The organism is Streptomyces deserti (assembly GCF_054782695.1).
The window spans coordinates 53,104-79,512 of record NZ_BAAGRZ010000014.1 but is presented as its reverse complement, the minus strand read 5'-3'; the positions used below and the strand labels follow the sequence as shown (position 1 = coordinate 79,512).

Below are 26,409 nucleotides of genomic sequence, written 5' to 3'. Positions count from 1 at the left end.
CAGTCCGCGTGAAAGGGCCCCGGATCCTTCCGGGGCCCTTCGTCGTGGTCCAGGCAGTGCGCGCCTAGAGCCTTCGCGCGGCCCTCCTCAGGTCGTACTCATGGATGATCGCTTTGGCGTGGCCGTACGCGAGGTTGTGCTCGTGGCGGAGCCAGCTGACCTTCTCCTCGAAGCGGAGGGCGGGGCCTTCTTCGACGGTGCGGAGCCAGTCGGAGATATCACGACCGGTGCAGTGGGGGATTCGAGCGAGCAGATTGCGGTGGGTCTCCTCGGAGAAGACTTGGGACATCGGCGCCTCCGGACGCATGGGATGTAAGCCGGTCCTTCAGGTCACGGTGCCTGAGTGTTCGCCCGTTGGCAACAGTCCCGCAGCGGTGCGTAGGCTCGCGGCGTGGTTGATACGACGCCTCTCATCCGTGCAGTGGGTTACTTCGCCGACCGTCTGAGGGCGGCTCCGCAGAGCCGTCTGCAGCGGGGCGCCGCCGCGGAAGCCCTGGGACTGGCCAGGGAGTTGGCACGGCGAGCTCAGCTCTTGGAGAAGCCCGGGGCGGAGCCTCGGCAGATGCCTGATGCGGGCATGTTCGCGGCGGCCGACCAGATCACCGTTGCCGGGCACGACCTGGCGGTCGTGCTGCGCAGTGAGGGTGAGGTGGAGGAAGCCGTGAAGCTGGTGGAGGAGGCGCAGAAGCGGGCGGGAGTGTGACCGGCTAGAGGGACGCTATGACCCGGTCGGCCAGGATGTAGACCCTCTCGTCGCCGCACTGGAACGTCAGCGTGTAGGCGCCCGAGACTCCCGAGCCGCCCAGCAGGAGGGGCGTTTCGCCCGCGCGTACCGCGGCCGCCAGGCGCTCTGCCGTCTCACGGTGGCCCGGCGTCATGCACAGGGTCGTACCGTCGCCGAAGACGTAGACGTCGAGGGTGCCCAGGGGGCCCGGGCGGACGTCGGTCAGCTCGACGCGGGAGGCGGCCAGCTCCTCGAGGGCGGCGACCGTGCGCTCGTGGTCGTTCACGACCGGCGACGGGGTCGGTACGAAGTCGGGGTGCGAGGGGTGGCGGCGGCGCGCCGCGGCCAGTTCGGGGGAGTCCATCGGGGTACCTCCCTGGACGAAGTCCTTGGGGGAGAACTCGTCGGCCTCGGGACCCGGCTCGGTGACCGGCTCCAGGCCCGCGAAATCGGCCTGCCGGGGCAGGAAGAGGTCGCTGTCGGTCAGACCCAGCAGGGAGGGTGCGTCGGAGCCGTCACGGGCCTCCTGGGCGGCCCAGAACGCCCGCGCCTCGGCCAGCTCCCGCTCCCGCTCCTCGGCGAGCGCCTCGGCCACCGCGGCGCGTATCTCGCCGGCGTCCGCGGTGGTGCGGGCGGCGGGGAGGAGGGCACGGGTGGCGGCGGCGCGGTGCTCGGCGAGCTCGGTGTGCAGCGCCGCGACCTGGCGGCGCAGCACCAAGAGGGTGCGCAGGACGGCGACGCCCACGGCGCCCGTGGCGGCCGTGGTGACCAGCAAGGCGATCGGCATGGCGCTCACTGACGTACTCCCGGTTCAAAGTCGACCCCCGACTTCCTACATCAGCTTGAAGGGCGGACTAACCCGCTGTCAGTGCGTAACGTCACGAAACGGACAGCTCTCCGGGTCCGGGGCATCGGGGTGCGCGGCTCTGACCTGCGCGATCTCCCTGGCGAGGGAGATAGGTCACATCCTGATGGCGATCAGGTCACAAAACGGCCCAGAACCCTGGTGTTTCCAGGGTTCTGGGCCCAGGCTTCACCGACGGTGCCGCGGCGGCTACCGTGCGGCACGCCGCGGAAGCGTGGTCAGCTGAGCCGCTCGATGACCATGGCCATGCCCTGGCCGCCGCCGACGCACATCGTCTCCAGGCCGAACTGCTTGTCGTGGAACTGGAGCGAGTTGATCAGCGTGGTGGTGATGCGGGCGCCGGTCATGCCGAAGGGGTGGCCGACGGCGATGGCGCCGCCGTTGACGTTCAGCTTCTCCAGCGGGATGCCCAGGTCGCGGTAGGAGGGGATCACCTGCGCCGCGAAGGCCTCGTTGATCTCGACCAGGTCGATGTCCTCGATGGTCAGCCCGGCCCGCCGCAGGGCCTGCTGGGAGGCCTCGACCGGGCCCAGGCCCATGATCTCCGGGGACAGACCGGAGACGCCGGTGGAGACGATGCGGGCGAGCGGGGTGATGCCCAGCTCGCGGGCCTTGGTGTCGCTCATGATGACGAGGGCCGCGGCGCCGTCGTTGAGCGGGCAGCAGTTGCCGGCGGTGACCAGGCCGTCCGGGCGGAAGACCGGCCTGAGGCCGGCGACGCCCTCCAGGGTGACGCCGGGGCGCGGGCCGTCGTCCTTGCTGATGACGGTGCCGTCGGGGAGGGTCACCGGGGTGATCTCGCGCTCCCAGAAGCCGTTCTTGATGGCCTCCTCGGCGAGGTTCTGCGACCGCACGCCGAACTCGTCCATCTCCTGGCGGGTGACGCCCTTCCAGCGGGCCAGGTTCTCGGCGGTCTGGCCCATCGCGATGTACGGGTCGGGCAGCAGACCGTCCTCGCGCGGGTCGTGCCACGTGGAGCCCTCGGACTGGGCCACGGCGGCGGTGCGGGCCTCGGCCTCGGCGAAGAGGGGGTTGTGTGTGTCGGGCAGGCTGTCGGAGTTCCCCTTCACGTACCGGGAGACCATCTCCACACCGGCCGAGATGAAGACGTCGCCCTCACCGGCCTTGATGGCGTGCAGGGCCATGCGGGAGGTCTGCAGCGAGGACGAGCAGTAGCGGGTGATGGTGCAGCCGGGCAGGTGGTCCATCCCCATCTGCACGGCCACGATGCGGCCGAGGTTGTGGCCCTGCTCGCCGCCGGGCAGGCCGCAGCCGAGCATCAGGTCGTCGATGTCCTTCGGGTCCAGCTGCGGGACCTTGGCGAGGGCGGCCTGGATGATCGTGGCGGTCAGGTCGTCCGGGCGCAGGTCCTTCAGGGAGCCCTTGTTGGCGCGGCCGATGGGGGAGCGGGCGGCGGATACGATCACGGCTTCGGGCATCACGGCTCCAAGGGCATACCGGGTGGTTGGCTGAGCTGCTTGGGAAGTTACCCGTACGTATGGGCTGGGTCACGGATGGCGCGGTGTGACCCTGACCGCAATTGTCTAAGCGCTTGCTTGGCTCTCCGGTGGAGCAGGGGCGGCGGGCACGCGTGCCGCCGCCCCTGGGGGCCGCGCCCCCAAACCACCGTCTGCCTGAACGGTCTCGTCCTCAAACGCCGGACGGGCTGGGACCTGCCGACCGGCGCCTCCCTCAAGCCGACGGCGTCGCCGGCTCCGGCTCGGGCAGCCGGCGGCGCCTGCGGCGCTTGAGGAGGGCCCACGGGCCGCGCTGGCCGGTCGCCATCGCCGCCGTGACCTCCGTACCGGCCTCCTCCACCGCTTCCGCCGCCGCCTTGGCCACCGGCAGGAAGCCCTCGCGGCGGGAGGCGTCGGGGCGCTCCTCCTCGGCCGGCCACAGGCCGAGGGCCGCGCACACCGTCGGCAGGACCGCCATGGCCGCCGTGGCGTAGCCCTCCGCCGAGGGGTGGTAGTTGTCGGGGCCGAACAGCTCCCGGGGGTTCGCCGCGAACTCCGGGCCCAGCAGGTCGCCCAGGGACACCGTGCGGCCGCCCTGTTCGACGACTCCGATCGTCTGCGCGGCCGCCAGCTGGCGGGAGGCCCGCCGGGCCAGCCAGCGCAACGGCTGCCGCACCGGCTCGATCGTGCCGAGATCCGGGCAGGTGCCGACCACCACTTCCGCGCCGGCCGTACGCAGCCGCCGTACCGCCGACGACAGGCAGCGGACCGAGCGGGTCGGGGGCATGCGGTGGGTGACGTCGTTCGCGCCGATCATGATCACGCAGATGTCGGGCACCCGGGAGGGGTCGGCCACCGCCAGCGCCACCTGCCGGTCCAGGTCGTCCGAGCGGGCCCCGGGCACCGCGACCGTGCGCAGCTCCACGGCTCGCTCCGCGATCGCGGCGACGCCGGACGCCAGCAGCGCCCCCGGTGTCTGCCCGGCCCGGTGGACGCCCTGCCCGGCGGCCGTGGAGTCGCCCAGCATGGTCAGCCTCAGCGGCGGTTCACCGGGGACGGCGCAGGTACGGCCGTACAGACCGTCCGCGTTCGGTACGTGAGGAGACGTGCCGTTGCCCACCCGGCGCCGTGCCAGCTGCACCTCGGCCAGCACCAGCCCGACGGCGGCCGCACCGGCCAGGCCGATCCCGCCGCCGCCGTACGCCGCGCCGGCCGCGATCCGCCGGGCCACCCTCGCCCTCGACATGCTTGTCATGCGTCGCCGCCACCTCCTCGAACCCTTACACCCAGTGCTTGCCCCGTACAGGGCGTCGCCCAATCTCAACGGGGAGTGAACGACCGGCACGGGGGCGTCGGCAGGGCCTAGGCTGGCGGAACCACGACGACCACATCTTTTGCAGCGACCGGAGACAACGGTGCAGTTCCACGACTCGATGATCAGCCTCGTCGGCAACACCCCGCTGGTGAGGCTCAACAGCGTGACCCAGGGCATCAGGGCGACCGTCCTGGCCAAGGTGGAGTACTTCAACCCAGGCGGTTCCGTGAAGGACCGCATCGCCCTGCGCATGATCGAGGCGGCCGAGCAGAGCGGGGAGCTCAAGCCGGGCGGCACGATCGTCGAGCCGACCAGCGGGAACACCGGTGTGGGGCTGGCCATCGTGGCGCAGCAGAAGGGGTACAAGTGCATCTTCGTGTGCCCCGACAAGGTGTCCACGGACAAGATCAACGTGCTGCGCGCGTACGGGGCCGAGGTGGTCGTGTGCCCGACGGCGGTGGATCCGGAGCACCCGGACTCCTACTACAACGTCTCCGACCGACTGGTGCGCGAGACGCCCGGCGCCTGGAAGCCCGACCAGTACTCCAACCCCAACAACCCGCTGTCGCACTACCACTCGACGGGCCCTGAGCTCTGGGAGCAGACGGAGGGGAAGATCACCCACTTCGTCGCGGGCGTCGGCACCGGCGGCACCATCTCCGGCACCGGCCGCTACCTGAAGGAGGTCAGCGACGGCCGGGTGAAGGTCATCGGCGCCGACCCCGAGGGCTCCGTCTACTCCGGCGGGTCCGGGCGGCCGTATCTCGTCGAGGGCGTCGGCGAGGACTTCTGGCCGACCGCGTACGACCGCACGGTCGCGGACGAGATCGTCGCCGTGTCCGACAAGGACTCCTTCCAGATGACCCGGCGGCTGGCCAAGGAGGAGGGCCTGCTGGTCGGCGGCTCCTGCGGCATGGCGGTCGTGGCGGCGCTGCGGGTGGCCGAGCGGCTCGGGCCGGACGACGTCGTGGTGGTGCTGCTGCCGGACAGCGGGCGCGGGTACCTGAGCAAGATCTTCAACGACGAGTGGATGGCCGACTACGGCTTCCTGGAGGACGAGGGCCCGAGCGCCCGCGTCGGTGACGTCCTCAACGACAAGGCGGGCGGCACCATGCCCTCCCTCGTGCACATGCACCCGGACGAGACGGTCGGCCAGGCCATCGAGGTGCTGCGCGAGTACGGCGTCTCCCAGATGCCGGTCGTCAAGCCGGGCGCCGGCCACCCCGACGTGATGGCCGCCGAGGTCGTGGGCTCCGTGGTGGAACGCGAGCTGCTGGACGCCCTCTTCAACAAGCGGGCCTCGCTGGACGACCCGCTCGAGAAGCACATGTCCGCCCCGCTGCCGCAGGTCGGCTCCGGCGAACCGGTCGGGGACCTGATGGCCGTACTGGGCAAGGCGGACGCGGCGATCGTCCTCGTCGAGGGCAAGCCGACCGGTGTGGTCAGCAGGCAGGACCTGCTGGCCTTCCTCGCCAAGACCGGGAAGTAGCGCTCACGAGGGCCGGAAAGGAGCTTCCTTCCCGCGGCCGGGAAACCGGCGGCGAACGTCCGGTGAACTGCCCGTTGACGCGGTGAACTTGCGGCGTCCGCGATCTTCGTGGACTTCGCGGAAGTGGTACGAGCGCGTCACGTCCGCGCAGCACCCGCTTAACACGCGTCCGGCAGATTGGTGGGAGTCGGCAGGGCGGGAGCGGCTCCCCGCCCCAGCCGGCGCCGAACGGCGTCACAGGACCTCCGGAGCGGCTCCCGGACCTCCATCGACGCCACGGACGCGCAAGCCCGGCCCTGACCCGGCCCGCGTCCCTCGCGGGGACCGCCGTCGTCCCGCCCCCCGGCAACGGGGGTGCGGCGGTCCCCGCGCAAGTCTTTTGAGGGGCTTTCGACGGCGGCTACCGGCGGCTTCTGTTGGCTGGTGTCCTGTTGTTTTACGGCGTTCGACGGCGGCTCGTTGTCAGTGGCGGGTGAGACGATCACCCGCATGCCCCTTCCCCAGCCCGAGGACCTGACCACGCTCGTCCTGCGCACCGACTTCGGTGACGACGCGGCCTGGCACGCGTTGTGCGATGCCCTCGACGCCGCCGACACCCATCCGTGCGCCACGTACGTGAGCGACCCCCGGTTCGCCGGGGTGAGCGTCCAGACACTCCTCGACGAGGAGAACGCCGCCGAGGAGGACGAGCGGGTCTGCGAGGTGTTCCTCGCGGACGCGACGACCCTGGGCGACCCGGAGCACCGCCTGCTGGCCGTCGACCTTTTCTACGCGCCGGGGAGGACCTTCCGGGTGCCGGTGCGCTGGTATCCGGAGATATCCGCCAACCTCAGCATCGGCAACATGGACTTCGCCGAATACGCCGACGCCGCGGACGCCTCAGGCACGTTCCGTGGCTTCGGGGACGACTGACGTCCAACTGGCCAGCAGTGCCAGCCGCTCCGCCGTCTCCGAGCCCGGCTCCGGGGTGTACGCCACGATCGTCAGCTCGGGCTGCGCCGGAACCGTCAGCGTCTCCCACGGGAGGGTGAGCAGGCCCGCCACGGGGTGCCGGACCTGTTTCACGCCGTACAGGCACGCCCTGACCTGGTGGTCGGCCCACAGACGGCGGAAGTCCTCGCTCCGGACGGAGAGTTCGCCGATGAGCGCGCACAGCTCGCGGTCGTCGGGGTGGTGGCCCGCGTCCAGTCGCAGATGGGCGACGGTCTGGGCGGCCACGGCGTGCCACTCGGGATGGCGGGCGCGGGCCTCGGGGTCGAGGAAGATCTGACGGGCGATGTTGCGCTCGGCGGGCGCCATACGGCTGAAGCCGCCCACCGCGTCGCCGAGCGCGTTCCAGGCCAGCACGTCCATGCGGGGGCCCAGCACGAAGGCCGGGGTGCGCTCCATGCCGTCCAGCAGCCGCCGCACGCCGGGGCGGACGCGGGGCACGGACGGCGCGCGGCGCTCGCGCCGCCGGCCCGGGCGGGCCACCGTACGCAGGTAGGCGTGCTCGGTGTCGTCCAGGCGCAGCACGCGGGCGAGGGCGTCCAGGACGGCGTCCGACACCCGGGGGCCCCGGCCCTGCTCCAGCCGGACGTAGTAGTCGACGCTTACCCCGGCCAGCTGCGCCACCTCCTCACGGCGCAGGCCGGGCACGCGGCGGCGGCCGTACGAGGGCAGCCCCACCTCCTCCGGCCGGATGCGGGCGCGGCGCGAGCGCAAAAAGTCTCCCAGTTCCCCGTCCATGCCGTCGATGCTAGGCGGCCGGCGGGCGCCGAACCTGGTACTGGCAGACCCAGGAAGAACGCACCCCTGGGTAGCGGTGGCGCGCGCGCCCAGGGTGGTCGGTGCCGCCGGACGGACCGGCGGCGATCGGATCACCCAGGGAGCGCGTGATGTCGTACGAGAATCTGGCCGGACGGACCGCCGTCGTCACCGGGGCCGCGAGCGGGATCGGCGAGGCCGTGGCCGTGCTGTTGGCCGCGCAGGGGGCGCGGGTGGCGCTGCTGGCGCGGCGCGGGGAACGGCTGGAGGCCGTCGCCGGGAAGATCCGGGCCGCCGGGGGACAGGCCCTCGCCGTGGTCGCGGATGTCACCGATGACGAGTCGGTGGCGCGGGCCGCCGCGCGGATCGGGGAGGCGTACGGGCCCGTCGACCTCGTCGTCAACTCGGCTGGCGTCATGCTGGCCAACCCGGTCGACGACGGGCGGATCGACGAGTGGCAGCGGATGATCGACACCAACGTGACCGGGGTGCTGCGGGTCGTCCGGGCCTTCACCGGGGACCTGGTGGCGGCGGCCGAGCGGGGCCGTACCGCGGACCTGGTGAACATCTCGTCCGTCGGCGCGCATGTCACGTCGTTCCCCAACTACGCGGTGTACGCGGCGACCAAGGCCGCGCTCACACATCTCTCGGCGTGCCTGCGCACGGAGTTCGGGCCGCGCGACGTACGCGTCACCAACATCGAACCGGGTCTCACCGACACCGAGCTGCGCACCCACCTCGGCAACGCGGACCTGGCCGGGCAGCTGGAGGATCTGTTCGAGGCGGTGGGCAGCCTGTCGTCGGACGAGGTCGCCGATGTCGTGGCGTACGTGACGAGCCGGCCGCGGCGGGTCAATCTGCGGCAGGTGGTCGTGCTGCCCACGGCACAGGTCTAGCGGGTCCGGCGGGTCTGGCGGGTCCGGCATCGTTGGCTGGGCCGGCCGTGACTGGCTGGGCCGGGTCTGGCTGGGCCGGCGGGTCTGGGGGTCACTCCTCCCAGTCGCCGTCCTGCGCGGACCTGCGGCGGCGGAACAGGTGGGGATGGGTACGGGTGGCCTGTACGACGTTGACGCCGACGATGCCGGCCCAGGCGACCAGCAGGCCGGAGAGGCCGGCGACGCCCCCGCCGATGCCGGACAGCGGGATCGCGAGGACGAGGGAGACGATCCCGAACCCGAAGCGCTCCCCCCAGGAGTCCGTGGCCTTCGGGGCACGGGAGTCCCGGGCCACCGCCATCTGCTGCTCGGCGATCTGCCGGCGCACTCGGCGCTCGACCGCGCCGTCGATGCGCTGGTCGACCTTTTCCAGGAACGAGTCGACCAGCGCGGACTCGTACTCCTCGCCCAGTTCCCTGCGGGCGTGCAGGGTGGCGTCGAGTTCCTTCTTCAGGTCGGTGTCCCGCGCGTCCATTCCGGTCATGCCCCCACGGTAGGGAGCCGGGCGGCCCGCCGCACTGGGGATATCCCCCCTGTCCGGGCTGGGGCCTGCCGGGCGGACTTCGGTAACGCTTGCTGGTCTGCATATGCTCATGCAGAATCCTCAGCTACTGAATAGGCGAGGGGGAGCACGTCATGAGCGCGACCGACAGCCCTGCCGCGCGGCTGCAGGCGCTCTTCGAGGGGCACCGGCTGACGCCGACCCAGCGCCGCATCGCGCACAGCATGGTGCGGCGCGCCGCCGACGTGCCGTTCCTGTCCAGCGTGGAGCTCGCCGAGCTGGCCGGGGTCAGCCAGCCGTCCGTGACCCGCTTCGCCGTCGCCCTCGGCTTCGACGGCTACCCCGCCCTGCGCCGCCACCTGCGCGAGGTCGCGCCCGCCGAACCGGCGGCGGAGACCGGCTCGTACAACGAGTACCAGCAGGCCGTCGAGGCCGAGATCGAGAACCTGCGGCACCTGGCGGAGGCCCTGGCCGACCCCCGTCCCGTGCAGCGGGCGGGGCGGCTGCTCGCGGCCTCCCGGCCGCTGCCCGTCCTCGGCCTGCGCGCGGCGGCCGCCCAGGCCCACGGCTTCGCGTACTTCGCCGCCAAGGTCCACCCCGACGTACGGCTCCTGGGCGAGGGCGGCACGATGCTCCACGACCGCATCGACGCCGCCGTGCACGCCGGGGCCACGGCCCTGCTCTGCTTCGCCCTGCCCCGCCATCCCCGCGAGGTCCTCGACACCCTCGTCTACGCCAAGGAGGCCGGGCTGACCGTGGTGACGGTCGCCGACTCCGCCTTCGCCCCGGTCGCCAAGGTGTCCGACCTGCTGCTGCCCGCCGCCGTCGGCACCGGCCTCGCCTTCGACACGGCCTGCGCGCCGATGCTGCTGGGGCGGGTCCTGCTGGAGGCCATGTGCGACGACCTGCCCGACGCCCAGGCCCGGCTGGAGGAGTTCGACACGAAGGCGGCGGCGCGGGGCCTGTTCGTGGAGTGACGGCACCGGTGCCGCGTGCCCGGTGCCGCGTTCCGGTGCCGTTCTCAGACTCGTCTCACCTTGCCTCGCTAGCGTCCGTGTCCTAATACACCTTTCAAACGCTTCGCAGACTTCACGGATCCGAAGACGGGAGGCTGAACGTGGCGCGCGGAGTACGCGGAGGGCACGGTCTGGCTCGGGTGGCCGTCGTCGTACGGGCGGGGGCGGCACCGCTGTGGTGGCTGGGTGTGTGCGCGGCGGGCGTCGGGCTGCTGGTGCCGGGACTGACCGGACGTCGGATCGGCGTCCTGGCCGGGGCTGCGCTGTTCATCGTGGCGACGGCCGTCGTGGCGTTGGCGCGGCGCGGGCGGTACGCCGCCCTGGCCCGCTCGGCGGCCCGCGCGGGCAAGCACGACGTGCTCCAGGACCGTGCGGTGACCACGCGCAACTGGCGCCGCGGACACCGCTGGTGGCTGCTGCTCGCCTTCCTCGCCGCCCTGGGCAGCGCGTTCGCCGCACCCGCCGCGGGCGGCATGCTGCTGGCCGGCTGCGGCGCCGGGCTGTGGCTGAAGGCCGCCTGGATCGGGCGGCGGGAGCGGGCCGACGAGGTCCTGCTGTGGGTCCGGGTCGACTGGCTGCGGGCCGGCGGCCGCCCGGCGGGCAAGCCGGTGAAGACCTACCGCAGCACGGGCATCGCGGCGGGCGACGCGGCACCGGGCGGGTCGCGGCGGAAGACCCCGGCACTGGTGTGACCAACACGCCGTCACTGGCTGGCCGCGCAGGACTGCGACGCTCCGAAAGGGGCGCGGGGAACCGCGCGACCAGCCACAACGGGCCCGCCAGCCGGCGAACCGCCGAGGCCCTATGGCGCGAGACCGGACGTGAGCGCATCGGCATGCGCACCACCGGCCTCCACCACCACTTCCTCGATCGTCTGCGGCGAACGCACCAGCGCGAAGGCGACACCCCCGGCTCCGCCCCCGCCCCCGCCGTCACCCGCCACGAACCCATGAACCCCGGGCCGGACCAGCGAGTTGTACGTGTAGTGGTGCGCGAAGTAGTACGCGCCCGTATCCAGCGCCGCCGCGTAATCCCCCTGTTCCAGCAACGGCAACTCCCGCCCCTCGGCGAGCAGATCGCCCGCGAAGCAGGCCGGACCGGCCACGTCCTGCACGACAGCGGGGCCCTCCTTGGCGCGCCCCTTGCCGTCGTAGGCGGCGATCCGCAGCGGCCAGCTCCCCGGCACGTACACCGTCCGCGCAGCGACCTGGACGCCCGCGTGCGTCACCGCGACCCGCCGCCCGCCCGCGCTCTTGGCGTACTCGACCCGCGCCACCACCGTGCCGTGCTTGGCCAGCAGCGACCGCCCGAACTCGGTGACCAGCCCGTACCGCCCGTCGAACAGCCCGGGCACGGTCTCGCGCAGCAGCCGCGCGTACTGTGCGTGCGTCGGGGTCGTCGCGTCCGAGGCGAAGTTCACCGGGAGCCCGCCGCCGATGTCGATCGTGTCGACCTGCCGCCGCCCGGCGCGCCGGTTGATCTCCTCTGCCAGCTCGTACGTCTCCGCCACGCCCCGCGCCATCAGGGACAGCGGGACACCCTGCGAGCCGGTGTGCGCGTGCAGCCGGGTCAGCCAGGGCCGGTCCAGGTACGCCCGTACGACCCATTCCCGGGCACCCTCGTCACGCAGCGCCACCCCGAACTTCGAGGTGGCCGTCGCCGTGGACAGTGCCCCGATGGAACCCGCGCCGATCTGCGGGTTCACCCGGATCCCGATGGGGGACCGGCCGGTGGGGGACCGGCCGATGGGGGACTGGCTGGTGGGGGTCCGGTCGGTGGGGGTCCGGCCGGCGGCCGACCGCATCAGCCCGTCGATGCGCTCCAGCTCCTGCGGATTGTCCGCGTTGACGGCGATCCCCAGCGCCAGTGCCTCCCGCAGCTCGGCGGGCGTCTTCGCCGGTGAGTCGAGGACCGTCATCGCCGACGGCACCCCCGCCGCCCGCGCCAGGGCCAGCTCGCCCGGGCTCGCCACCTCCGCGCCGATGCCCTCCTCGTGCAGCAGCCGCAGCACCGGAACCAGTGGGGTCGCCTTCACCGCGAACGCGTGCAGCACCGGCGTGCCGGGTGCCGTCACCGCCTCGAACGCCGCCCTCAGCTCCGCCGCCGACTCCCGGATGCCGGTGACGTCGAGAAGGCCGACGATGGGGCTGTCGGGCCCGAGCAGCCCCTGCTCCACGGCGGCCCGCACCGCCTCGTCCCGCCGCACCGCCCGCTCGACCCCGGAGTCGGGTACCGGCACCTGAACCCGGCCGTCGTCTCCCCTGCCCACCGCGTCCCCCGTCCTGTCGATGCACGAGCCCATGCATCCAGCGAAACATCCGGGCCGCGCCCATGCCGACACCCCGACGTATTGACTAGTTCTATTCAGGCAGCCAGGATGTGAATATCCACAGCAACAATCCGCGGGAGCACCCCCCAGGAGGCAGACCATGTCAGGACCCCGCCCTGTCCGATCACCACGCGGCACGGAACTGAGCGCCCTGGGATGGCAGCAGGAGGCCGCCCTGCGGATGCTGCAGAACAACCTCGACCCGGAGGTCGCCGAGCACCCCGACAAGCTCGTCGTCTACGGCGGCACGGGCAAGGCGGCACGTGACTGGCGGTCCTTCGACGCCATGGTCCGGACGCTGAGGACCCTCAAGCAGGACGAGACGATGCTCGTCCAGTCGGGCCGCCCGGTCGGCGTCATGCAGACCCACGAGTGGGCCCCGCGCGTGCTGATCGCCAACTCCAACCTCGTCGGCGACTGGGCCACCTGGGAGGAGTTCCGCCGCCTGGAGGCCCTCGGCCTGACCATGTACGGGCAGATGACCGCCGGCTCCTGGATCTACATCGGCACGCAGGGCATCCTCCAGGGGACCTACGAGACGTTCGCCGCCGTCGCCGCGAAGAAGTTCGGCGGCACCCTCGCCGGGACCATCACCCTGACCGCGGGCCTCGGCGGCATGGGCGGCGCCCAGCCGCTCGCCGTCACCATGAACGACGGCGTCGCCCTCTGCATCGACTGCGACCCGCGCGCCATCGAGCGCCGCATCGAGCACCGCTACCTCGACGTGAAGGCCGACTCGCTGGACCACGCCCTGCAGCTGGCCGTCGAGGCCCGGGACCGGCGCAAGCCCCTCTCCGTCGGCGTCCTCGGCAACGCCGCCGAGCTCGTCCCCCAGCTGCTCGCCATGGGCGCCCCCATCGACATCGTCACCGACCAGACCTCCGCCCACGACCCGCTGGCGTACCTGCCGCTCGGCATCGCCTTCGAGGACATGGCCGAGGCCGCCACCAAGGACCCGGCCGGCTTCACCACCCGCGCCCGCGAGTCGATGGCGAAGCACGTCGAGGCGATGGTGGGCTTCCAGGACGCCGGCGCCGAGGTCTTCGACTACGGCAACTCCATCCGTGGCGAGGCCCGACTCGCCGGATACGACCGGGCGTTCGCCTTCCCCGGCTTCGTCCCCGCCTACATCCGGCCGCTGTTCTGCGAAGGCAAGGGCCCCTTCCGCTGGGCCGCCCTGTCCGGCGACCCCGCCGACATCGCCAGGACGGACAAGGCCATCCTCGACCTCTTCCCCGAGAACGAGTCCCTGGCCCGCTGGATCCGCATGGCCGGGGAGCGCGTCCACTTCCAGGGCCTGCCCGCCCGGATCTGCTGGCTCGGCTACGGCGAGCGCGACAAGGCCGGTGAGCGGTTCAACGACATGGTCGCGAGCGGCGAGCTGTCCGCGCCGGTCGTCATCGGCCGCGACCACCTCGACTGCGGCTCCGTCGCCTCCCCGTACCGCGAGACCGAGGGCATGCTCGACGGCTCCGACGCGATCGCCGACTGGCCGCTGCTGAACGCGATGGTCAATGTGGCCTCCGGTGCCTCCTGGGTCTCCATTCACCACGGAGGCGGAGTCGGCATCGGGCGGTCCATCCACGCCGGGCAGGTGACGGTCGCCGACGGTACGCAGCTGGCCGGGGAGAAGATCCGCCGGGTGCTGACGAACGACCCCGGGATGGGCGTCATCCGGCACGTCGACGCCGGGTACGACATCGCCGAGTCGGTCGCCCGGGAGCGGGGCGTGCGGGTGCCGATGCGCGAGGGTGACGACGCGTGAGCTTCCACAGCATGTGGGCGGAGCTGCTGCCGGTCGGCCGCAGCGCCGCCTCCGGCGGTTACCGCCGCTTCGCCTGGACCGAGGCCGACGCCGAGTGCCGGGCCTGGTTCCGGGCGCAGGCCGAGTCCCGCGGCCTGCGCTACGAGGTCGACCGGAACGGCAACCAGTGGGCCTGGCTCGGGGATCCCGCCGAGGGGGACGCCGTCGTCACCGGCTCGCACCTGGACTCCGTGCCGGACGGCGGGGCCTTCGACGGGCCCCTCGGAGTCGTGTCCGCCTTCGCCGCCCTCGACGAACTGCGCGGCCGGGACGCGCGGTTCAGCAAGCCCCTGGGCATCGTCAACTTCGGCGACGAGGAAGGGGCCCGGTTCGGGCTCGCCTGTGTCGGGTCGCGGCTCACCGCCGGGCTGCTCACCCGCGAGCAGGCCCACCGGCTCACCGACGGCGACGGCGTCACGCTGCCGCAGGCCATGGCCGCCGCCGGATACGACCCCGACGCCGTCGGACCGGACCCGGAACGCCTCGCCCGCATCGGCGCCTTCGTCGAACTCCACGTCGAGCAGGGCCGCGCCCTCGACCTGTCCGGCGACCGGGTCGGCATCGCCAGCGCCATCTGGCCGCACGGGCGGTGGCGGTTCGACTTCCGCGGCGAGGCCAACCACGCCGGCACCACCCGGCTCGCCGACCGGCGCGACCCCATGCTGTCCTACGCCGAGACCGTGCTCGCCGCCCGTCGCGAGGCCCACCTCGCCGGTGCCGTCGCCACCTTCGGCAAGATCGCCGTCGAGCCGAACGGCGTCAACGCCATCCCCTCCCTGGTACGCGGCTGGCTCGACTCCCGCGCACCCGAGCAGGAGACCCTCGACACCGTGATCGGCGGCATCGAGAAGGCGGCCCGCGCGTCCGCGCAGGAACACGGCGTCGACCTGGACGTGGTCCGCGAGTCGTTCACCCCCGTCGTCGAGTTCGACCACGCCCTGCGCGACGAACTCGCCCGCATCCTCGACAAGGGCGAGGACAAGGGCGAGGACCAGGACAAGGACAAAGGCAAGAACGAGGCCGGGGGCATCGACCTCAAGGTCCCCGTCCTCGGCACCGGCGCCGGACATGACGCCGGGATCCTGTCCGGGAGCGTCCCGACCGCCATGCTGTTCGTACGCAACCCCACGGGCGTCTCGCACTCCCCTGCCGAGTTCGCCGCCGAGGACGACTGCGTGGCCGGGGTCCTCGCGCTCGCCGACGTACTGGAAGGGCTGGCTTGCAGGTGACACCGACGACCTTCTGGCTGGAGCACGCCTGGCTCGGCACGCACGTCGAGCCGGGCGTCACCGTCGACATCCGCGACGGCCGCATCACCGCCGTCCACACGGACGTCACCGCCCCGCCGCCCGGCGCCGGGATCCTGCGCGGGCTCACCGTCCCCGGCCTGGCCAACGCCCACAGCCACGCCTTCCACCGGGCCCTGCGCGGCACCGTCCAGGTCGGCTCCGGCACCTTCTGGACCTGGCGCGAGGTCATGTACTCGGTCGCCGACCGGCTGACCCCCGAGACGTACCACGCCCTCGCCCGCGCCGTGTACGCTGAGATGGCCCTCGCCGGCATCACCTCCGTCGGCGAGTTCCACTACCTGCACCACGCCCCCGGCGGCACCCGCTACGCCGACCCCAACGCGATGGGCGAGGCCCTCATCGCGGCCGCCGCCGAAGCCGGGATCCGCATCACCCTCCTCGACACCTGCTACCTGTCCTCCGGCTTCGGACAGCCGCCCACCGCCCACCAGCTCCGCTTCTCCGACGGGACGGCGGAGGCCTGGGCCGAACGCTGTTCAGTTCTCAAGGAACAAGATCACGCACGGATCGGAGCGGCGATCCACTCCGTACGGGCCGTGCCCGCCGACCAGTTGGCGACCGTGGCGCGCTGGGCCGCGGAGCGGCGGGCCCCGCTGCATGTGCACCTGTCCGAGCAGACCGCCGAGAACGACGCCTGCCGGGACGCCCACGGCCGCACCCCGGCCCGGCTCCTGGCCGACCACGGCGTGCTCGGCCCGCGCACCACCGGCGTCCACAACACGCACCTGACGGACGAGGACATCGCGCTGATCGGCGGATCCGGCACCGGCACCTGCATGTGCCCCACCACCGAACGGGACCTCGCCGACGGCATCGGCCCCGCCGCCGCCCTCCAGAAGGCGGGCTCCCCGCTCTGTCTCGGCTCCGACAGCCACGCCGTCATCGACCTGCTCGAAGAGGCCCGCGCGATGGAACTCGACGAGCGGCTGCGCAGCCGCACCCGCGGTCACTGGACGGCCGCCGCCCTGCTGCGGGCCGCCACCGCCGACGGCCACGCCGCCCTCGGCTGGGACGACGCGGGCACCATCGAGGCCGGAGCGCTCGCCGACCTGACCACCCTCGCCCTCGACTCGGTCAGGACAGCGGGGCCGCCGCCCAGGCTCGGCGCCGAGACGGCCGTATTCGCCGCGACGGCAGCGGACGTACGGCACACGGTCGTCGCGGGCCGGCACGTCGTACGCGACGGGGTGCACACGCTCGTGCCGGACGTGCCACAAGCTCTCGCGCGGGCCGTCGAAGCCCTGCGTGCCTGACGACCGCCCCCGCACCGCCGACCGCCCACGAGGACACCATGAGCAGCACGGTCATCACGAACATCGCGACCCTGGTCACCAACGACCCCTCCCTCCGCGACGACTCCACCCTCGGCCTGGTCCGGGACGCGGCCGTCGTCATCGACGGCGACCGCATCGCGTGGACCGGTGAATCAAGCAAAGCACCCGCCACTGACAGTCGGGTCGACGCCGCCGGCCGGGCGGTGCTCCCGGGCTTCGTCGACTCCCACTCCCACCTGGTCTTCGCGGGCGACCGCACCGAGGAGTTCAACGCCCGCATGTCGGGCCGGGCCTACAGCGCGGGCGGCATCCGGACGACGGTCGCCGCCACCCGCGCCGCCACCGACGAGGAACTGGAGGCCAACCTCACCCGTTACCAGCAAGAGGCCCTGCGCCAGGGCACCACCACCCTGGAGACGAAGTCCGGCTACGGCCTCACCACCCAAGACGAGTCCCGCGCCCTGCGCATCGCCGCCCGCCACACCGACGAGGTCACCTACCTCGGCGCCCACATCGTCTCCCCGGACTACGCCGACGACCCGGCCGGTTACGTCGCCCTCGTCACCGGCGAGATGCTCGACGCCTGCGCCCCGTACGCCCGCTGGATCGACGTCTTCTGCGAGAAGGGCGCCTTCGACGGCGACCAGGCCCGCGCGATCCTCACCGCCGGGAAGGCGAAGGGCCTGCACCCGCGCATCCACGCCAACCAGCTCTCCCACGGCCCGGGCGTCCAGCTCGCCGTAGAACTCGACGCGGCCAGCGCCGACCACTGCACCCACCTCACCGACGCCGACGTGGACGCCCTCGCCAACAGCCGTACGGTCGCCACGCTCCTGCCCGGCGCCGAGTTCTCCACCCGCGCGCAGTGGCCGAACGCCCGCCGCCTCCTGGACGCCGGCGTCACCGTGGCCCTGTCGACGGACTGCAACCCGGGCTCGTCCTTCACGTCCTCGGTCCCGTTCTGCATCGCCCTCGCGGTCCGGGACATGGGCATGACCCCCGACGAGGCGGTCTGGTCCGCCACGGCGGGCGGCGCCCAGGCCCTGCGCCGCACCGACATCGGCCGCCTCACGCCGGGCGCGTACGCCGACCTGACCCTCCTCGACGCCCCGAGCCACGTCCACCTGGCCTACCGGCCCGGCGTACCGCTGGTCAGCGGGGTGTGGCGGCGCGGCGTGCGGGTCGTCTGACCGGCCGCTTCTGTGACCAGGAACTCCTCTGACCAGGAACTCCTCTGACCAGGATCTCCTCCGACCAGCAGCTCCTTTGACCCGCAGCTTCCCCGCTCAAGAACCCCCCGCCCGCCACCGCTGATCCGCCCGCCCCGCCTCCCTCACCAGCGACACCGAGCCGCCCCCGCCCGGTGTCACCGCGTGGTCCGGGGCGATGTTCGGGCGGATCACGCCGCGGGCGTCGACCGCGAACCTCAGGTTCTGGCCGTTGGGGCCGTCCACCGAGGCGCACTCCCAGATGCCCGCGCCCCGGTCCACGGCGCCGCGGCTGTCCAGGCAGTAGTCGGGGTCGGCGTACGACTGCACCACGCCACGCGCCGAGTCGACCCGCCACAGCTGGGTGGGGGAGGAGGCGCAACGGGCCGTGACGACGTCCGTGCGGTTCTCCAGGTCGCCGTCGATGTCCAGGCACAGCCCCGAGGCGACGTTCACCACCTGGGCGTACGTGCCGCCCGGCGGTGCGTACGTCGGTGCGCTGCGCGTGGGGAAGGGCGTCGGGCGTGCCGTGCGCGGCGGGGCGGAACTGCGGGTCGGGGACGGGGACTTGCTGGTCGCCGAGGGAGAGGGCGTAGGGCTGGGTGAGGAAGAGGCCGACACCGTCGCCGTGACCGTCACCGGCGGCGGGCCGGCCGGGGTGGTCGTCGAGCCCGCCCTGTCCTGGGACGGCGAGCCGCCCTGCCACAGCAGGAGCACCAGCAGCGGCGCCAGGGCCACCCCGAGCGCCGCCGAGGCCAGCACGAAACGGCGTGCAGGCCAACCACCGGCCGATGCGGGCGCCATGAGGCGTGGCTCACCCTCCGCCGTGCCGTGCGTCACGTACGCCGTACCCGCCCACGGCAGCAACCCCTCGGCCAGCGCGGTGCGCGGGGTGTCCCGCAGGGCGCACAGCTCCTCGTACGCCACCGTGCAGTGGGCACAGCGCGCCATGTGGGTGTGCAGGTCGGTGCTGGAGCGGGGACTGCCCGGACGTACCGCCTCCTCGATGAGGCGGCGGAAGTCACCGCAGCGGGGGTCGTCGGAGGCGGCCAGCCGGGCCCGCAGGCAGGCCTGGGCCAGGCTCTGGAGCGCGGAGCTTGTGCCGTACGTCACGTCCTGGCGGGTGAGTCCGAGCAGCGTGGCCGTCCGGTCCTCGGACTCCTGGTCCACGATGCCGTACCAGATGAGGCCCTGGGCGCGGTGGGGCAGCGTCCGCAACGCCGCGAGCATGGGCGGGACCGGGCCGGCGGAGCCCGTTGTGTTCAGGACGAGGAGCAGGCCCGGGTCGAGTCCGGCGGCCCGTTCGTCCGCGGCCCAGGAAGCGGCCATCCGGGCGGTCAGCAGCAGGAGGTGGTGGCGCAGGGGGCCGCCGGGGTCCGTGCCGTGCGCGGTCTGGCGGGCGGCGAGCGTGAAGGTCTGAGCGGCGAGCCGGCGGGCCGCCGACTCGCTCGCGGCGCACCGGCGGGCGTAGGCGTGCACCGACGCACCGTGCCGGGCACGCAGTTCCCGCAGGGCGGCATACGCCGCCGGGGTGTCGGCACGCAGCAGCTCGGTCAACCGCGCGTCGGACGCACCGCCGTACTCGCCGCCGCCGCCCCCGGCCCCGTCGCCGGTTCTGTCGACCCCCACCATCGACCCGCCTCCTCATGACCCGGTCCTGACCTACCAGCCAGTTCGGGGCTGCCCATGGTGGTGGAAGGAGGCCCTTGAGGAAAGAGGTGTCCACGGGTAACAGAGGCGCGCCCGGCGCCCGGTCGGCACCCGGTGCCCAAGCGGGACAGCCTGGACATCCGGCGCCGACGGGGCGCCGGGCGCGAGCCCGTCACTCCCGGCGGTCGGCGACCGCCACAGCTCGACCGAGCGACCGTCACTCCTCGACGGTCAACCCCTTGCGCAGCCGCACCAGCGTCCGCGACAGCAGCCGCGACACGTGCATCTGCGAGATGCCGAGTTCCTCGCCGATCTCCGACTGGGTCAGGCCCGCGACGAAGCGCAGGGACAGGATCTTCCGGTCCCGGGGCGGGAGTTCGGCGATCAGCGGCTTCAACGACTCGACGTACTCGATGCCTTCGAGCCCGTGGTCCTCGTACCCGATCCGGTCCGCGAGCGCGCCCTCGGAGTCGTCCTCCTCCGGCTGGGCGTCCAGGGAGCTCGCCGTGTAGGCGTTGGACGCCGCCATGCCCTCGACGACCTCGTCGTTGGAGATGCCGAGGCGCTCGGCCAGTTCGGCCACGGTCGGCGCGCGGTCCAGCTTCTGGGACAGCTCGTCACCGGCCTTGGCCAGGTCGAGCCGGAGTTCCTGGAGCCTGCGCGGTACGCGCACCGACCACGACGTGTCGCGGAAGAAGCGCTTGATCTCGCCGATGATGGTCGGCATCGCGAAGGTGGGGAACTCCACACCGCGGGAGAGTTCGAAGCGGTCGATCGCCTTGATCAGGCCGATGGTGCCGACCTGGATGATGTCCTCCATCGGCTCGCTGCGCGAGCGGAACCGGGAGGCGGCGAACTTGACCAGGGCGAGGTTGAGTTCGACGAGCGTGTTGCGTACGTACGAGTACTCGTGGGTGCCTTCCTCCAGCGACTCCAGGCGCTCGAAGAGGGTCTTGGACAGGGCCCGCGCGTCGACCGGGCCTACCTCGTCGTACGGGGGAATGTCCGGAAGTCCGGCGAGTACGTCGTCCGCGACGCGTACGTCGTCGTGCTCGATGGGATCCAGATGTTCCGGAGGGGGTGTCGACGTCGCTTTGTGGGTACGCGATTCGTCGAGCCGGGGTGACATGATGTCCTCCATCGTTCTCGGCATATGGCTGCCGAAGCCAGTTGCGTGCACTGCGGTGTGCGGCGCCTCCAAAGCCGGCCGTGTCGGTTACGTGTCCTTACTAGCCCTACCCGCTTTCCTGAGCCCACCGCAAGTGCGTTCTGTTGGCATATGTCCGTTTGTGGGTGGTTGTTCGGGTGTCGGAGCGTGTGGAGAAGGCGTAGTGTTCGAGGGCGTCAGCAAGCAGCCACGACGTCGGGAGAGAGAGACGGCATGGACCGCGGGACAGTCGGCAGCGCACAGTCGGGCCGGCTTCTGGTGGAGGTGCGAGAAGAAGGCTCTAGTGCCGTCGTGACCCCGGCGGGTGAGTTGGATCACCACACCGCCGATCTGTTGCGTGAACCACTCGAGGCCTGCCTCGCCAAGGGATTCAAGCGGCTCGTCATCGACTGCGCACGCCTGGAATTCTGTGACTCCACGGGGCTGAACGTGCTGCTCGGTGCGCGCCTGAAGGCGGAGGCCGCCGGGGGCGGGGTGCATCTCGCGGGAATGCAGCCGGTGGTGGCACGCGTGTTCGAGATCACGGGGGCGGACGCTGTTTTCACCGTCCATGACACCCTCGAGGCGGCGCTGGCCGACGAGGCCGGCTGAGCCCGCGGGCGGGTCGGCGCCGTGCCTCGCATGCCCCTTCGGACCGGTGTTTTCCTTCCGTCACGGCTTTCGTGCCGAATCCGGGGTGTTCTGCCGGTCCGGTCGGGCAGGAGACATCCTGGACCTGTCGGCTGCCGAGGTGGCGGGGGCGCCGCAACCGACGCGCCGCGCACCGCGTGACTGACTGTGTACAGAAGTTTTTGAATCGTGAACTGGTGAATCGGTGAGGTGAAGCGCTGATGAGCACCACCCGGCCTTACTCGCCGGGCGACCGCGGTCCGGAGCCCAGCGGCGCTTCCGCGGCGTCCGAGGGCGGCGTACCGGCGGCCGGTGCGTCCGAAGGGGGCGGTGCCGCGCTGTCCGGGTCGGCCGACGGGGGCGTGGCCGCGCCGCCCGACGCGCCGGCGTCGTCGGGGAGCCGCCAGGCCCGCCGACTGAGCTTCGGCGGCCAGAGCGGCGTCGTCCCGCTCGCGCGCGACTTCACCCGCCAGGCGCTGTACGCGTGGGGCTGGCTGCCCGCCGCGGGCGCCGACCAGCGGGCCGCGGCCGAGGACGTCCTGCTCGTCGTCTCCGAGCTGGTCACCAATGCCTGCCTGCACGCCGGGGGGCCGGACGAGCTGTGGATCTCCTGTGACAACAAGGTGATCCGCATCGAGGTCTCCGACCGCGGTACGGGCCAGCCGGCCCCGCGCACCCCGCACCGCGCGGGACGCCCCGGCGGGCACGGCATGTTCATCGTGCAGCGGCTGTGCCTCGACTGGGGTGTGGTGCGGACCCCGGGTGTCGCGGGCAAGACGGTGTGGGCGGAGCTGGGCGCACCGGCGTAAGAAGCCGGACCGCCGATACCCCGTTCGGGTTAACGGAGTTACCGAGGGTCATCCGTTGCCGAGGTCATCCGTTACCGAGGTCCCCTGGCGCCAAGGGGCACCTGTCACCAAGGGTCATCTGTTGCCGAGGGCCACCCGAAGGCCGCCCTCTCCCTTCGGTTCCCTGCCTCACGCGCCGGATCGCCACAACTCCGGCGTGCTCCGTGTCTTCCCTCCTTACGACCCCGGGCGTACCTTGACGGCCCGATCTGATGTCTCGTCAGAAAATATTGCCGTCAGGAACAGGAAGGGGAGCGGGAGTCGTGTCGTACCGGAAACGAACCGCCGCGCTCGCGTCCGCCGCGGCCCTGGCCGGCTCGGCGGTATTGATGGCCGCCCCCGCAGCCCGGGCCGAGGTCGTCGACGTCCACTACCGGTGCAAGACGCCGATCGGCGACAAGAGCGCCGTTTCGCCCATCGACATCAAGGGCGTCAAGAACGGCGGCGGCTACAAGATCACCATGTCGTGGCGGAAGGGCGTCTCGTCCAGCCCGGTCGAACTGGGCAGGGGCGCGATGAACCCGAGCGCCACCATCGAGCTGGGCGGTGCCGACAACGGCGTCCTGACGGTGCGGGGCCCGGCCAACGAGGCCGCCATCCCCGCCAACACCCCCATCAAGATCAGCGACTTGAGCGGCACGTACACGCCCAGGAACAGCGGTGAGGTCACCTTCACGGCGGGTGTCCTCACCATCAAGGCGCTCGGTACGACGACCACGTGCACGCCCACGAACGACCCGGGGCCGTCCCTCACCCTCGACGTCACGGCCGCGGGCGGCGGCGGCACGACCGGCTCCGCCCAGAGCGGCGGCTCCGGTTCCGGCACGGGCTCCGGCAACGGTGCCGAACTCCCGCAGACCGGTCCCGAGGACTCGGCGATCGCCCTCGGCACGCTCGGCGGGACGGTGCTGCTCGTGGGCACGGCGGGCGTGCTGTGGCTGACCCGGCGGAACCAGGCGGCGCGGGCACCCCTTTGACCGCCCGCGAAGACCCGTTGCGAGCGGCCGAGTCGACGGGAGCGGCGAGGTGAACGGCACGGTGCGGATCCCGGCGTGGGCGGTGGTGCTCGCGCTGCTGTTCCTGCTGCCCCTGGCGGGGGCCGTGCCCGCCGCGGCTGCGGACGCCCGGCCCTCCGTCGCGCTGTCGAAGTCCCAGGCGGGGACGGGCGGTTCGGTCACCGTCACCGGCGAGGGGTGGCGGCCGCGCGCCCTGCTGATGCTGCTGATCTGCGGGCAGTCCGTGCCGTCCCGGGGCGTGACCGGCGGTATGAACTCCTGCGCCAACGGCGACGGACGGGCCGTCACCACCGATGCCGAGGGACGCTTCCGGCGGGCGCTGCCGGTCGTCGAGCCGCCGGTGCCGTGCCCGTGTGTGGTGCACGTTGCGACGGTCACGGGGCCGAAGGCCGAGGCCGACGCGGTGTTCCAGGTCGCCGGGCACGCGGTCGAGCCGCTGCCCGCGGAGTCGGCCGCCGGGCGGCTGTCGGTCGTTGCGGACCCTCGGCTGGAGGGCTCCGACGGGCTGCTGACCTGGTTCGGCTCGCCGCCCGCCCGCACGCTCGTGGTCACCGTCGGCAATGTCGGCGCGTCCGCCGTGAAGAACCCGGTCTTCGAGATCGGCACCTCTCACGGCGTGTTCGCCCCGCAGTGGGAGGAGCAGCGGTGGCGGGGCACGGTCCGGCCCGGCGGGAAGGCGCGGATCGAGCTCCCGGTGCAGCTCGCGGGCGGGGCGCACGGCGACTACACCGTCACGCTCAAGTACGGCGGGAGGGTCCTCACCGAACAGCCGTGGGCGGTCGGCCGGCCCTGGGGGGTGACCCTGTTCTGGGTGCTGGTGTTCCTGGTGGTACCGGCGTCCGTGTTCCGGGCGGGGATGGCTGTGGTGGACCGGGTGCGGCCACCGCGGTCCGGGGGGCCGGCCCACCCTCGGGCCCTGCGCCCGCCGGGCTCGGATCCCCCGGCCCAGGCGCCCCCCGTCGGCAAGCGGCACGCGTGAAGAGCTCAGGGTGCGCCGATGCCGACGGCCCACACTCCCGTGCCGGTAGGGGCCTCAGGTGCGGCGGTCAGCACCTGCCTTGCGCTCCGTCTCGGTCGGCGTCGCGGCGACCACACGCACGGAGGGCCACCACACCCTCGGGTGCGATGGCCCTCCTGGAACGCCGCTCGGCCCGGTCGGCCAGGCCTCAGCGGACGTCGCCCATGAGCTCCTTGACCTTGTTGCGGTACATCCACACCGCCGCACCGGCGACGACGGCGAGCGTGGCCTCCAGGGCCACGATGCCCGTCTTGTTCAGGTCGACCCCGGCGATGGAGAGCAGGCCGGTCGTGGCGTCACCTGCCGTGACGGCCAGGAACCAGACGCCCATCATCTGGGAGGCGTACTTGGCCGGCGCCATCTTCGTGGTGACGGACAGGCCGACGGGGGAGAGCAGCAGCTCACCGACGGTCTGGACGAAGTAGATCGCCACCAGCCACAGCGCGGCCGCCTTGTGGCCGCCGTCCGCGATGGACAGCGGGGCCAGGAAGAGGAAGAAGGACGCGCCGACCAGGACCAGGCCGGAGGCGAACTTCACGATCGTGCTCGGCTCCTTGCCGCGCCGGTTCAGCGCCAGCCAGAACCAGGCGAAGACCGGGGCCAGCGCCATGATCAGGACCGGGTTGACCGACTGATACCAGGAGACCGGGAAGGCCCAGCCCAGCACGCTGTTCTCGGCGGAGGAGTCCGCGAAGATCGACAGGGTCGAGCCGCCCTGGTCGTAGATCATCCAGAAGACGGCCGCGGCCACGAAGAACCAGATGTACGCCGACATCTTGGACTGCTCGGCACGGTCCAGCTCCCGGTCGCGCTTGATGCGGACCAGCACCATGGTCGGGATGATCACGCCGAGGAGGGTCAGCGGGACCAGGATCCAGTTCAGGGTGTAGTGGCCGGAGAAGCCGAGGGCCGCGTAGGCGACGACGGCGATGCCCGCCCAGAGCGCGGCCTTGCGCAGGGTCGAGGTCTTCTCCTCGGCCGACAGCGGCTTCGGGACGACGCTGGAGCGGGCGTCCAGGTGGCGGCTGCCGAGCAGGAACTGGGCCAGCCCCAGCGCCATGCCGAGCGCGGCGAGCGCGAAGCCCAGGTGCCAGTCGACGCTCTCACCGATCGTGCCGATGATCAGCGGCGCGGCGAAGGCGCCGAGGTTGATGCCCATGTAGAAGACGGTGAAGCCGCCGTCGCGACGCGGGTCGTCCGGGCCGTCGTAGAGGTGGCCGACCATCGTGGAGATGTTGGCCTTCAGCAGGCCTGAACCGATGGCGACCAGGCCGAGACCCGCGTAGAACGTGCCCGAGGCGGGCAGTGCCAGCGTGAGGTGGCCGAGCATGATGATCGCGCCGGCCACGGCGACGGTCTTGCGCGGGCCCCAGACGCGGTCGCCGAACCAGCCGCCCGGCATCGCGAGCAGGTACACCAGCGACACGTACACCGAGTAGATCGCCGTCGCGGTGCCGGCGCTCAGATGCAGGCCGCCCGGCGCGACGAGGTACAGCGGGAGCAGAGCCCTCATGCCGTAGTAGGAGAAGCGCTCCCACATCTCGGTCATGAAGAGGGTGGCCAGTCCGCGGGGGTGGCCGAAGAAGGTCTTCTCGGAACCGGGGGTGCCCGGGCGGGCCGAGTCCTTCGTCAGGCTGGACGCCATGGTCGTTCCTTGCTGGTGGGGACGCGTCGCGCGAGGGTGCGCGCCCGGTGGGGGCGGCCGGCACCGGCGGACCGGTCCGTCCACCCCACGCCCAGGGCGTCCGCTCCGGATCACGGAGCGGCGGACGGCGTCCACCGGGATCCACGCCTCTACGCGCGTCGCTGCGCCACGAGGCCCGGCCACAGGTCATTGCTGGAGAGGGCCGGCCGGAGCCGGCCCGCACGCAAAAGAGACCTTCAGCGTCAAATCCCCGCTGAAGGTCCCTGCGGTGCTACAGGCGTTGGTTCACCATACGGCAGGACACAGCCGGATATGGAAGGACTTGAGACGCGGATCACAGGTGTCGCGGGAACCGCAGCCAGTATTTCCAAGGTCCATAACAGGATCTCATCCCACAGGCAGAGGTCCGCGCACGGACGCCCGAGGGTAAGAACGCGTATGCGGCCGGTAAGAATCAAGGCCTGCGATCACACCCCGGCTC

At 72.2% G+C, this 26,409-nt stretch carries 24 protein-coding genes; 14 read left to right on the top strand and 10 right to left on the bottom strand.

From position 1 onward, the window contains the following. Positions 1-64: 64 nt before the first annotated feature. A complete protein-coding gene (locus ACYVMZ_RS22845) occupies positions 65-289 on the bottom strand; it encodes a DUF4287 domain-containing protein (protein WP_461082540.1) in 225 nt (74 codons plus the stop codon). A gap of 102 nt (positions 290-391) precedes the next feature. Here ACYVMZ_RS22845 and ACYVMZ_RS22840 point away from each other — a divergent pair, with 102 nt between their 5' ends. Further along, positions 392-703, top strand: a complete 312-nt coding sequence (locus ACYVMZ_RS22840) for a hypothetical protein (RefSeq protein ID WP_461082538.1) — start codon at positions 392-394, stop codon at positions 701-703. Between the two features lie 4 nt (positions 704-707). On the opposite strand, the gene ACYVMZ_RS22835 is transcribed toward ACYVMZ_RS22840, so the two are convergent. The 3 genes from ACYVMZ_RS22835 to ACYVMZ_RS22825 all read right to left on the bottom strand — a co-directional run bounded on the left by ACYVMZ_RS22835 (position 708) and on the right by ACYVMZ_RS22825 (position 4,301). Then, a complete protein-coding gene (locus ACYVMZ_RS22835; protein ID WP_461082536.1) occupies positions 708-1,520 on the bottom strand; it encodes a hypothetical protein in 813 nt (270 codons plus the stop codon). A gap of 287 nt (positions 1,521-1,807) precedes the next feature. Next, positions 1,808-3,028 (bottom strand): acetyl-CoA C-acetyltransferase, encoded by a 1,221-nt coding sequence (locus tag ACYVMZ_RS22830; protein ID WP_461082534.1) that lies wholly within the window; start codon positions 3,026-3,028, stop codon positions 1,808-1,810. A 253-nt stretch (positions 3,029-3,281) separates the two neighbouring features. Further along, the gene (locus ACYVMZ_RS22825; protein ID WP_461082532.1) at positions 3,282-4,301 is read right to left on the bottom strand and encodes an SGNH/GDSL hydrolase family protein; all 1,020 of its coding nucleotides are present in this window, start codon (positions 4,299-4,301) and stop codon (positions 3,282-3,284) included. Positions 4,302-4,461: 160 nt separating this feature from the next. Between ACYVMZ_RS22825 and ACYVMZ_RS22820 the strand changes: the two genes are divergently transcribed. Both ACYVMZ_RS22820 and ACYVMZ_RS22815 read left to right on the top strand, forming a co-directional pair. Continuing rightward, positions 4,462-5,850 (top strand): cystathionine beta-synthase, encoded by a 1,389-nt coding sequence (locus tag ACYVMZ_RS22820; RefSeq protein WP_461082530.1) that lies wholly within the window; start codon positions 4,462-4,464, stop codon positions 5,848-5,850. A 489-nt stretch (positions 5,851-6,339) separates the two neighbouring features. Next, the gene (locus ACYVMZ_RS22815; protein WP_461082528.1) at positions 6,340-6,762 is read left to right on the top strand and encodes a DUF6924 domain-containing protein; all 423 of its coding nucleotides are present in this window, start codon (positions 6,340-6,342) and stop codon (positions 6,760-6,762) included. Here the strand turns inward: ACYVMZ_RS22815 and ACYVMZ_RS22810 are convergent. Beyond that, a complete protein-coding gene (locus ACYVMZ_RS22810; protein WP_461082526.1) occupies positions 6,730-7,578 on the bottom strand; it encodes a helix-turn-helix transcriptional regulator in 849 nt (282 codons plus the stop codon). The genes ACYVMZ_RS22815 and ACYVMZ_RS22810 overlap by 33 nt on opposite strands. A gap of 149 nt (positions 7,579-7,727) precedes the next feature. On the opposite strand from ACYVMZ_RS22810, the gene ACYVMZ_RS22805 reads away from it, so the two are divergent. Continuing rightward, a complete protein-coding gene (locus tag ACYVMZ_RS22805; protein ID WP_461082524.1) occupies positions 7,728-8,492 on the top strand; it encodes an SDR family oxidoreductase in 765 nt (254 codons plus the stop codon). 91 nt (positions 8,493-8,583) lie between these two features. Here the strand turns inward: ACYVMZ_RS22805 and ACYVMZ_RS22800 are convergent, their stop codons facing one another. Further along, positions 8,584-9,015, bottom strand: a complete 432-nt coding sequence (locus ACYVMZ_RS22800; RefSeq protein WP_461082522.1) for a hypothetical protein — start codon at positions 9,013-9,015, stop codon at positions 8,584-8,586. Between the two features lie 152 nt (positions 9,016-9,167). Here ACYVMZ_RS22800 and ACYVMZ_RS22795 point away from each other — a divergent pair, with 152 nt between their 5' ends. Beyond that, the gene (locus ACYVMZ_RS22795) at positions 9,168-10,010 is read left to right on the top strand and encodes a MurR/RpiR family transcriptional regulator (protein ID WP_461082520.1); all 843 of its coding nucleotides are present in this window, start codon (positions 9,168-9,170) and stop codon (positions 10,008-10,010) included. Positions 10,011-10,150: 140 nt separating this feature from the next. Beyond that, positions 10,151-10,741 (top strand): hypothetical protein, encoded by a 591-nt coding sequence (locus tag ACYVMZ_RS22790; RefSeq protein WP_461082518.1) that lies wholly within the window; start codon positions 10,151-10,153, stop codon positions 10,739-10,741. Between the two features lie 110 nt (positions 10,742-10,851). On the opposite strand, the gene ACYVMZ_RS22785 is transcribed toward ACYVMZ_RS22790, so the two are convergent. Continuing rightward, positions 10,852-12,351: a type III PLP-dependent enzyme domain-containing protein gene (locus tag ACYVMZ_RS22785; RefSeq protein ID WP_461082516.1), complete on the bottom strand. Its 1,500-nt coding sequence runs from the start codon at positions 12,349-12,351 to the stop codon at positions 10,852-10,854. A 127-nt stretch (positions 12,352-12,478) separates the two neighbouring features. Between ACYVMZ_RS22785 and hutU the strand changes: the two genes are divergently transcribed. The 4 genes from hutU to hutI are packed head-to-tail and all read left to right on the top strand — an operon-like array spanning position 12,479 to position 17,956. Then, on the top strand, positions 12,479-14,143 hold the full coding sequence (gene hutU, locus ACYVMZ_RS22780) for a urocanate hydratase (RefSeq protein ID WP_461082514.1): 1,665 nt from the start codon (positions 12,479-12,481) through the stop codon (positions 14,141-14,143). Beyond that, entirely contained in the window at positions 14,140-15,411 is a 1,272-nt protein-coding gene (locus ACYVMZ_RS22775) for an allantoate amidohydrolase (protein WP_461082513.1), read from the top strand. Before hutU ends, ACYVMZ_RS22775 begins: the two co-directional genes overlap by 4 nt. After that, complete coding sequence (locus ACYVMZ_RS22770) at positions 15,408-16,745, top strand: formimidoylglutamate deiminase (protein WP_461082511.1); 1,338 nt, start codon at positions 15,408-15,410, stop codon at positions 16,743-16,745. Before ACYVMZ_RS22775 ends, ACYVMZ_RS22770 begins: the two co-directional genes overlap by 4 nt. A 38-nt stretch (positions 16,746-16,783) precedes the next feature. Beyond that, entirely contained in the window at positions 16,784-17,956 is a 1,173-nt protein-coding gene (hutI, locus tag ACYVMZ_RS22765; protein ID WP_461082509.1) for an imidazolonepropionase, read from the top strand. Between the two features lie 96 nt (positions 17,957-18,052). Here hutI and ACYVMZ_RS22760 read toward each other — a convergent pair whose 3' ends face one another. After that, the gene (locus tag ACYVMZ_RS22760) at positions 18,053-19,606 is read right to left on the bottom strand and encodes a ricin-type beta-trefoil lectin domain protein (RefSeq protein ID WP_461082507.1); all 1,554 of its coding nucleotides are present in this window, start codon (positions 19,604-19,606) and stop codon (positions 18,053-18,055) included. A 235-nt stretch (positions 19,607-19,841) separates the two neighbouring features. After that, positions 19,842-20,753: an RNA polymerase sigma factor SigF gene (locus tag ACYVMZ_RS22755; RefSeq protein ID WP_461082505.1), complete on the bottom strand. Its 912-nt coding sequence runs from the start codon at positions 20,751-20,753 to the stop codon at positions 19,842-19,844. 252 nt (positions 20,754-21,005) lie between these two features. On the opposite strand from ACYVMZ_RS22755, the gene ACYVMZ_RS22750 reads away from it, so the two are divergent. The 4 genes from ACYVMZ_RS22750 to ACYVMZ_RS22735 all read left to right on the top strand — a co-directional run bounded on the left by ACYVMZ_RS22750 (position 21,006) and on the right by ACYVMZ_RS22735 (position 24,244). After that, positions 21,006-21,383 (top strand): STAS domain-containing protein, encoded by a 378-nt coding sequence (locus ACYVMZ_RS22750; RefSeq protein ID WP_461082503.1) that lies wholly within the window; start codon positions 21,006-21,008, stop codon positions 21,381-21,383. Between the two features lie 239 nt (positions 21,384-21,622). After that, a complete protein-coding gene (locus tag ACYVMZ_RS22745; RefSeq protein ID WP_461082501.1) occupies positions 21,623-22,210 on the top strand; it encodes an ATP-binding protein in 588 nt (195 codons plus the stop codon). Between the two features lie 302 nt (positions 22,211-22,512). Then, positions 22,513-23,226: an LPXTG cell wall anchor domain-containing protein gene (locus tag ACYVMZ_RS22740; protein ID WP_461082499.1), complete on the top strand. Its 714-nt coding sequence runs from the start codon at positions 22,513-22,515 to the stop codon at positions 23,224-23,226. A gap of 49 nt (positions 23,227-23,275) precedes the next feature. Then, a complete protein-coding gene (locus ACYVMZ_RS22735) occupies positions 23,276-24,244 on the top strand; it encodes a hypothetical protein (protein WP_461082497.1) in 969 nt (322 codons plus the stop codon). 187 nt (positions 24,245-24,431) lie between these two features. On the opposite strand, the gene ACYVMZ_RS22730 is transcribed toward ACYVMZ_RS22735, so the two are convergent. Next, on the bottom strand, positions 24,432-25,928 hold the full coding sequence (locus ACYVMZ_RS22730; RefSeq protein WP_461082495.1) for an oligopeptide:H+ symporter: 1,497 nt from the start codon (positions 25,926-25,928) through the stop codon (positions 24,432-24,434). Between the last annotated feature and the right edge of the window lie 481 nt (positions 25,929-26,409).

Excerpts from the sequence above, each read along its gene's own strand:
- ACYVMZ_RS22845 (WP_461082540.1), bottom strand. The coding sequence starts at position 289 with ATGTCCCAAGTCTTCTCCGAGGAGACCCACCGCAATCTGCTCGCTCGA.
- ACYVMZ_RS22745 (WP_461082501.1), top strand. The coding sequence starts at position 21,623 with ATGAGCACCACCCGGCCTTACTCGCCGGGCGACCGCGGTCCGGAGCCC.
- ACYVMZ_RS22830 (WP_461082534.1), bottom strand. The coding sequence starts at position 3,028 with ATGCCCGAAGCCGTGATCGTATCCGCCGCCCGCTCCCCCATCGGCCGC.
- ACYVMZ_RS22805 (WP_461082524.1), top strand. The coding sequence starts at position 7,728 with ATGTCGTACGAGAATCTGGCCGGACGGACCGCCGTCGTCACCGGGGCC.
- ACYVMZ_RS22760 (WP_461082507.1), bottom strand. The coding sequence starts at position 19,606 with ATGGTGGGGGTCGACAGAACCGGCGACGGGGCCGGGGGCGGCGGCGGC.
- ACYVMZ_RS22800 (WP_461082522.1), bottom strand. The coding sequence starts at position 9,015 with ATGACCGGAATGGACGCGCGGGACACCGACCTGAAGAAGGAACTCGAC.
- ACYVMZ_RS22825 (WP_461082532.1), bottom strand. The coding sequence starts at position 4,301 with ATGACAAGCATGTCGAGGGCGAGGGTGGCCCGGCGGATCGCGGCCGGC.
- ACYVMZ_RS22785 (WP_461082516.1), bottom strand. The coding sequence starts at position 12,351 with ATGGGCTCGTGCATCGACAGGACGGGGGACGCGGTGGGCAGGGGAGAC.
- ACYVMZ_RS22815 (WP_461082528.1), top strand. The coding sequence starts at position 6,340 with ATGCCCCTTCCCCAGCCCGAGGACCTGACCACGCTCGTCCTGCGCACC.
- hutU (WP_461082514.1), top strand. The coding sequence starts at position 12,479 with ATGTCAGGACCCCGCCCTGTCCGATCACCACGCGGCACGGAACTGAGC.
- hutI (WP_461082509.1), top strand. The coding sequence starts at position 16,784 with ATGAGCAGCACGGTCATCACGAACATCGCGACCCTGGTCACCAACGAC.
- ACYVMZ_RS22795 (WP_461082520.1), top strand. The coding sequence starts at position 9,168 with ATGAGCGCGACCGACAGCCCTGCCGCGCGGCTGCAGGCGCTCTTCGAG.
- ACYVMZ_RS22755 (WP_461082505.1), bottom strand. The coding sequence starts at position 20,753 with ATGTCACCCCGGCTCGACGAATCGCGTACCCACAAAGCGACGTCGACA.
- ACYVMZ_RS22730 (WP_461082495.1), bottom strand. The coding sequence starts at position 25,928 with ATGGCGTCCAGCCTGACGAAGGACTCGGCCCGCCCGGGCACCCCCGGT.
- ACYVMZ_RS22750 (WP_461082503.1), top strand. The coding sequence starts at position 21,006 with ATGGACCGCGGGACAGTCGGCAGCGCACAGTCGGGCCGGCTTCTGGTG.
- ACYVMZ_RS22810 (WP_461082526.1), bottom strand. The coding sequence starts at position 7,578 with ATGGACGGGGAACTGGGAGACTTTTTGCGCTCGCGCCGCGCCCGCATC.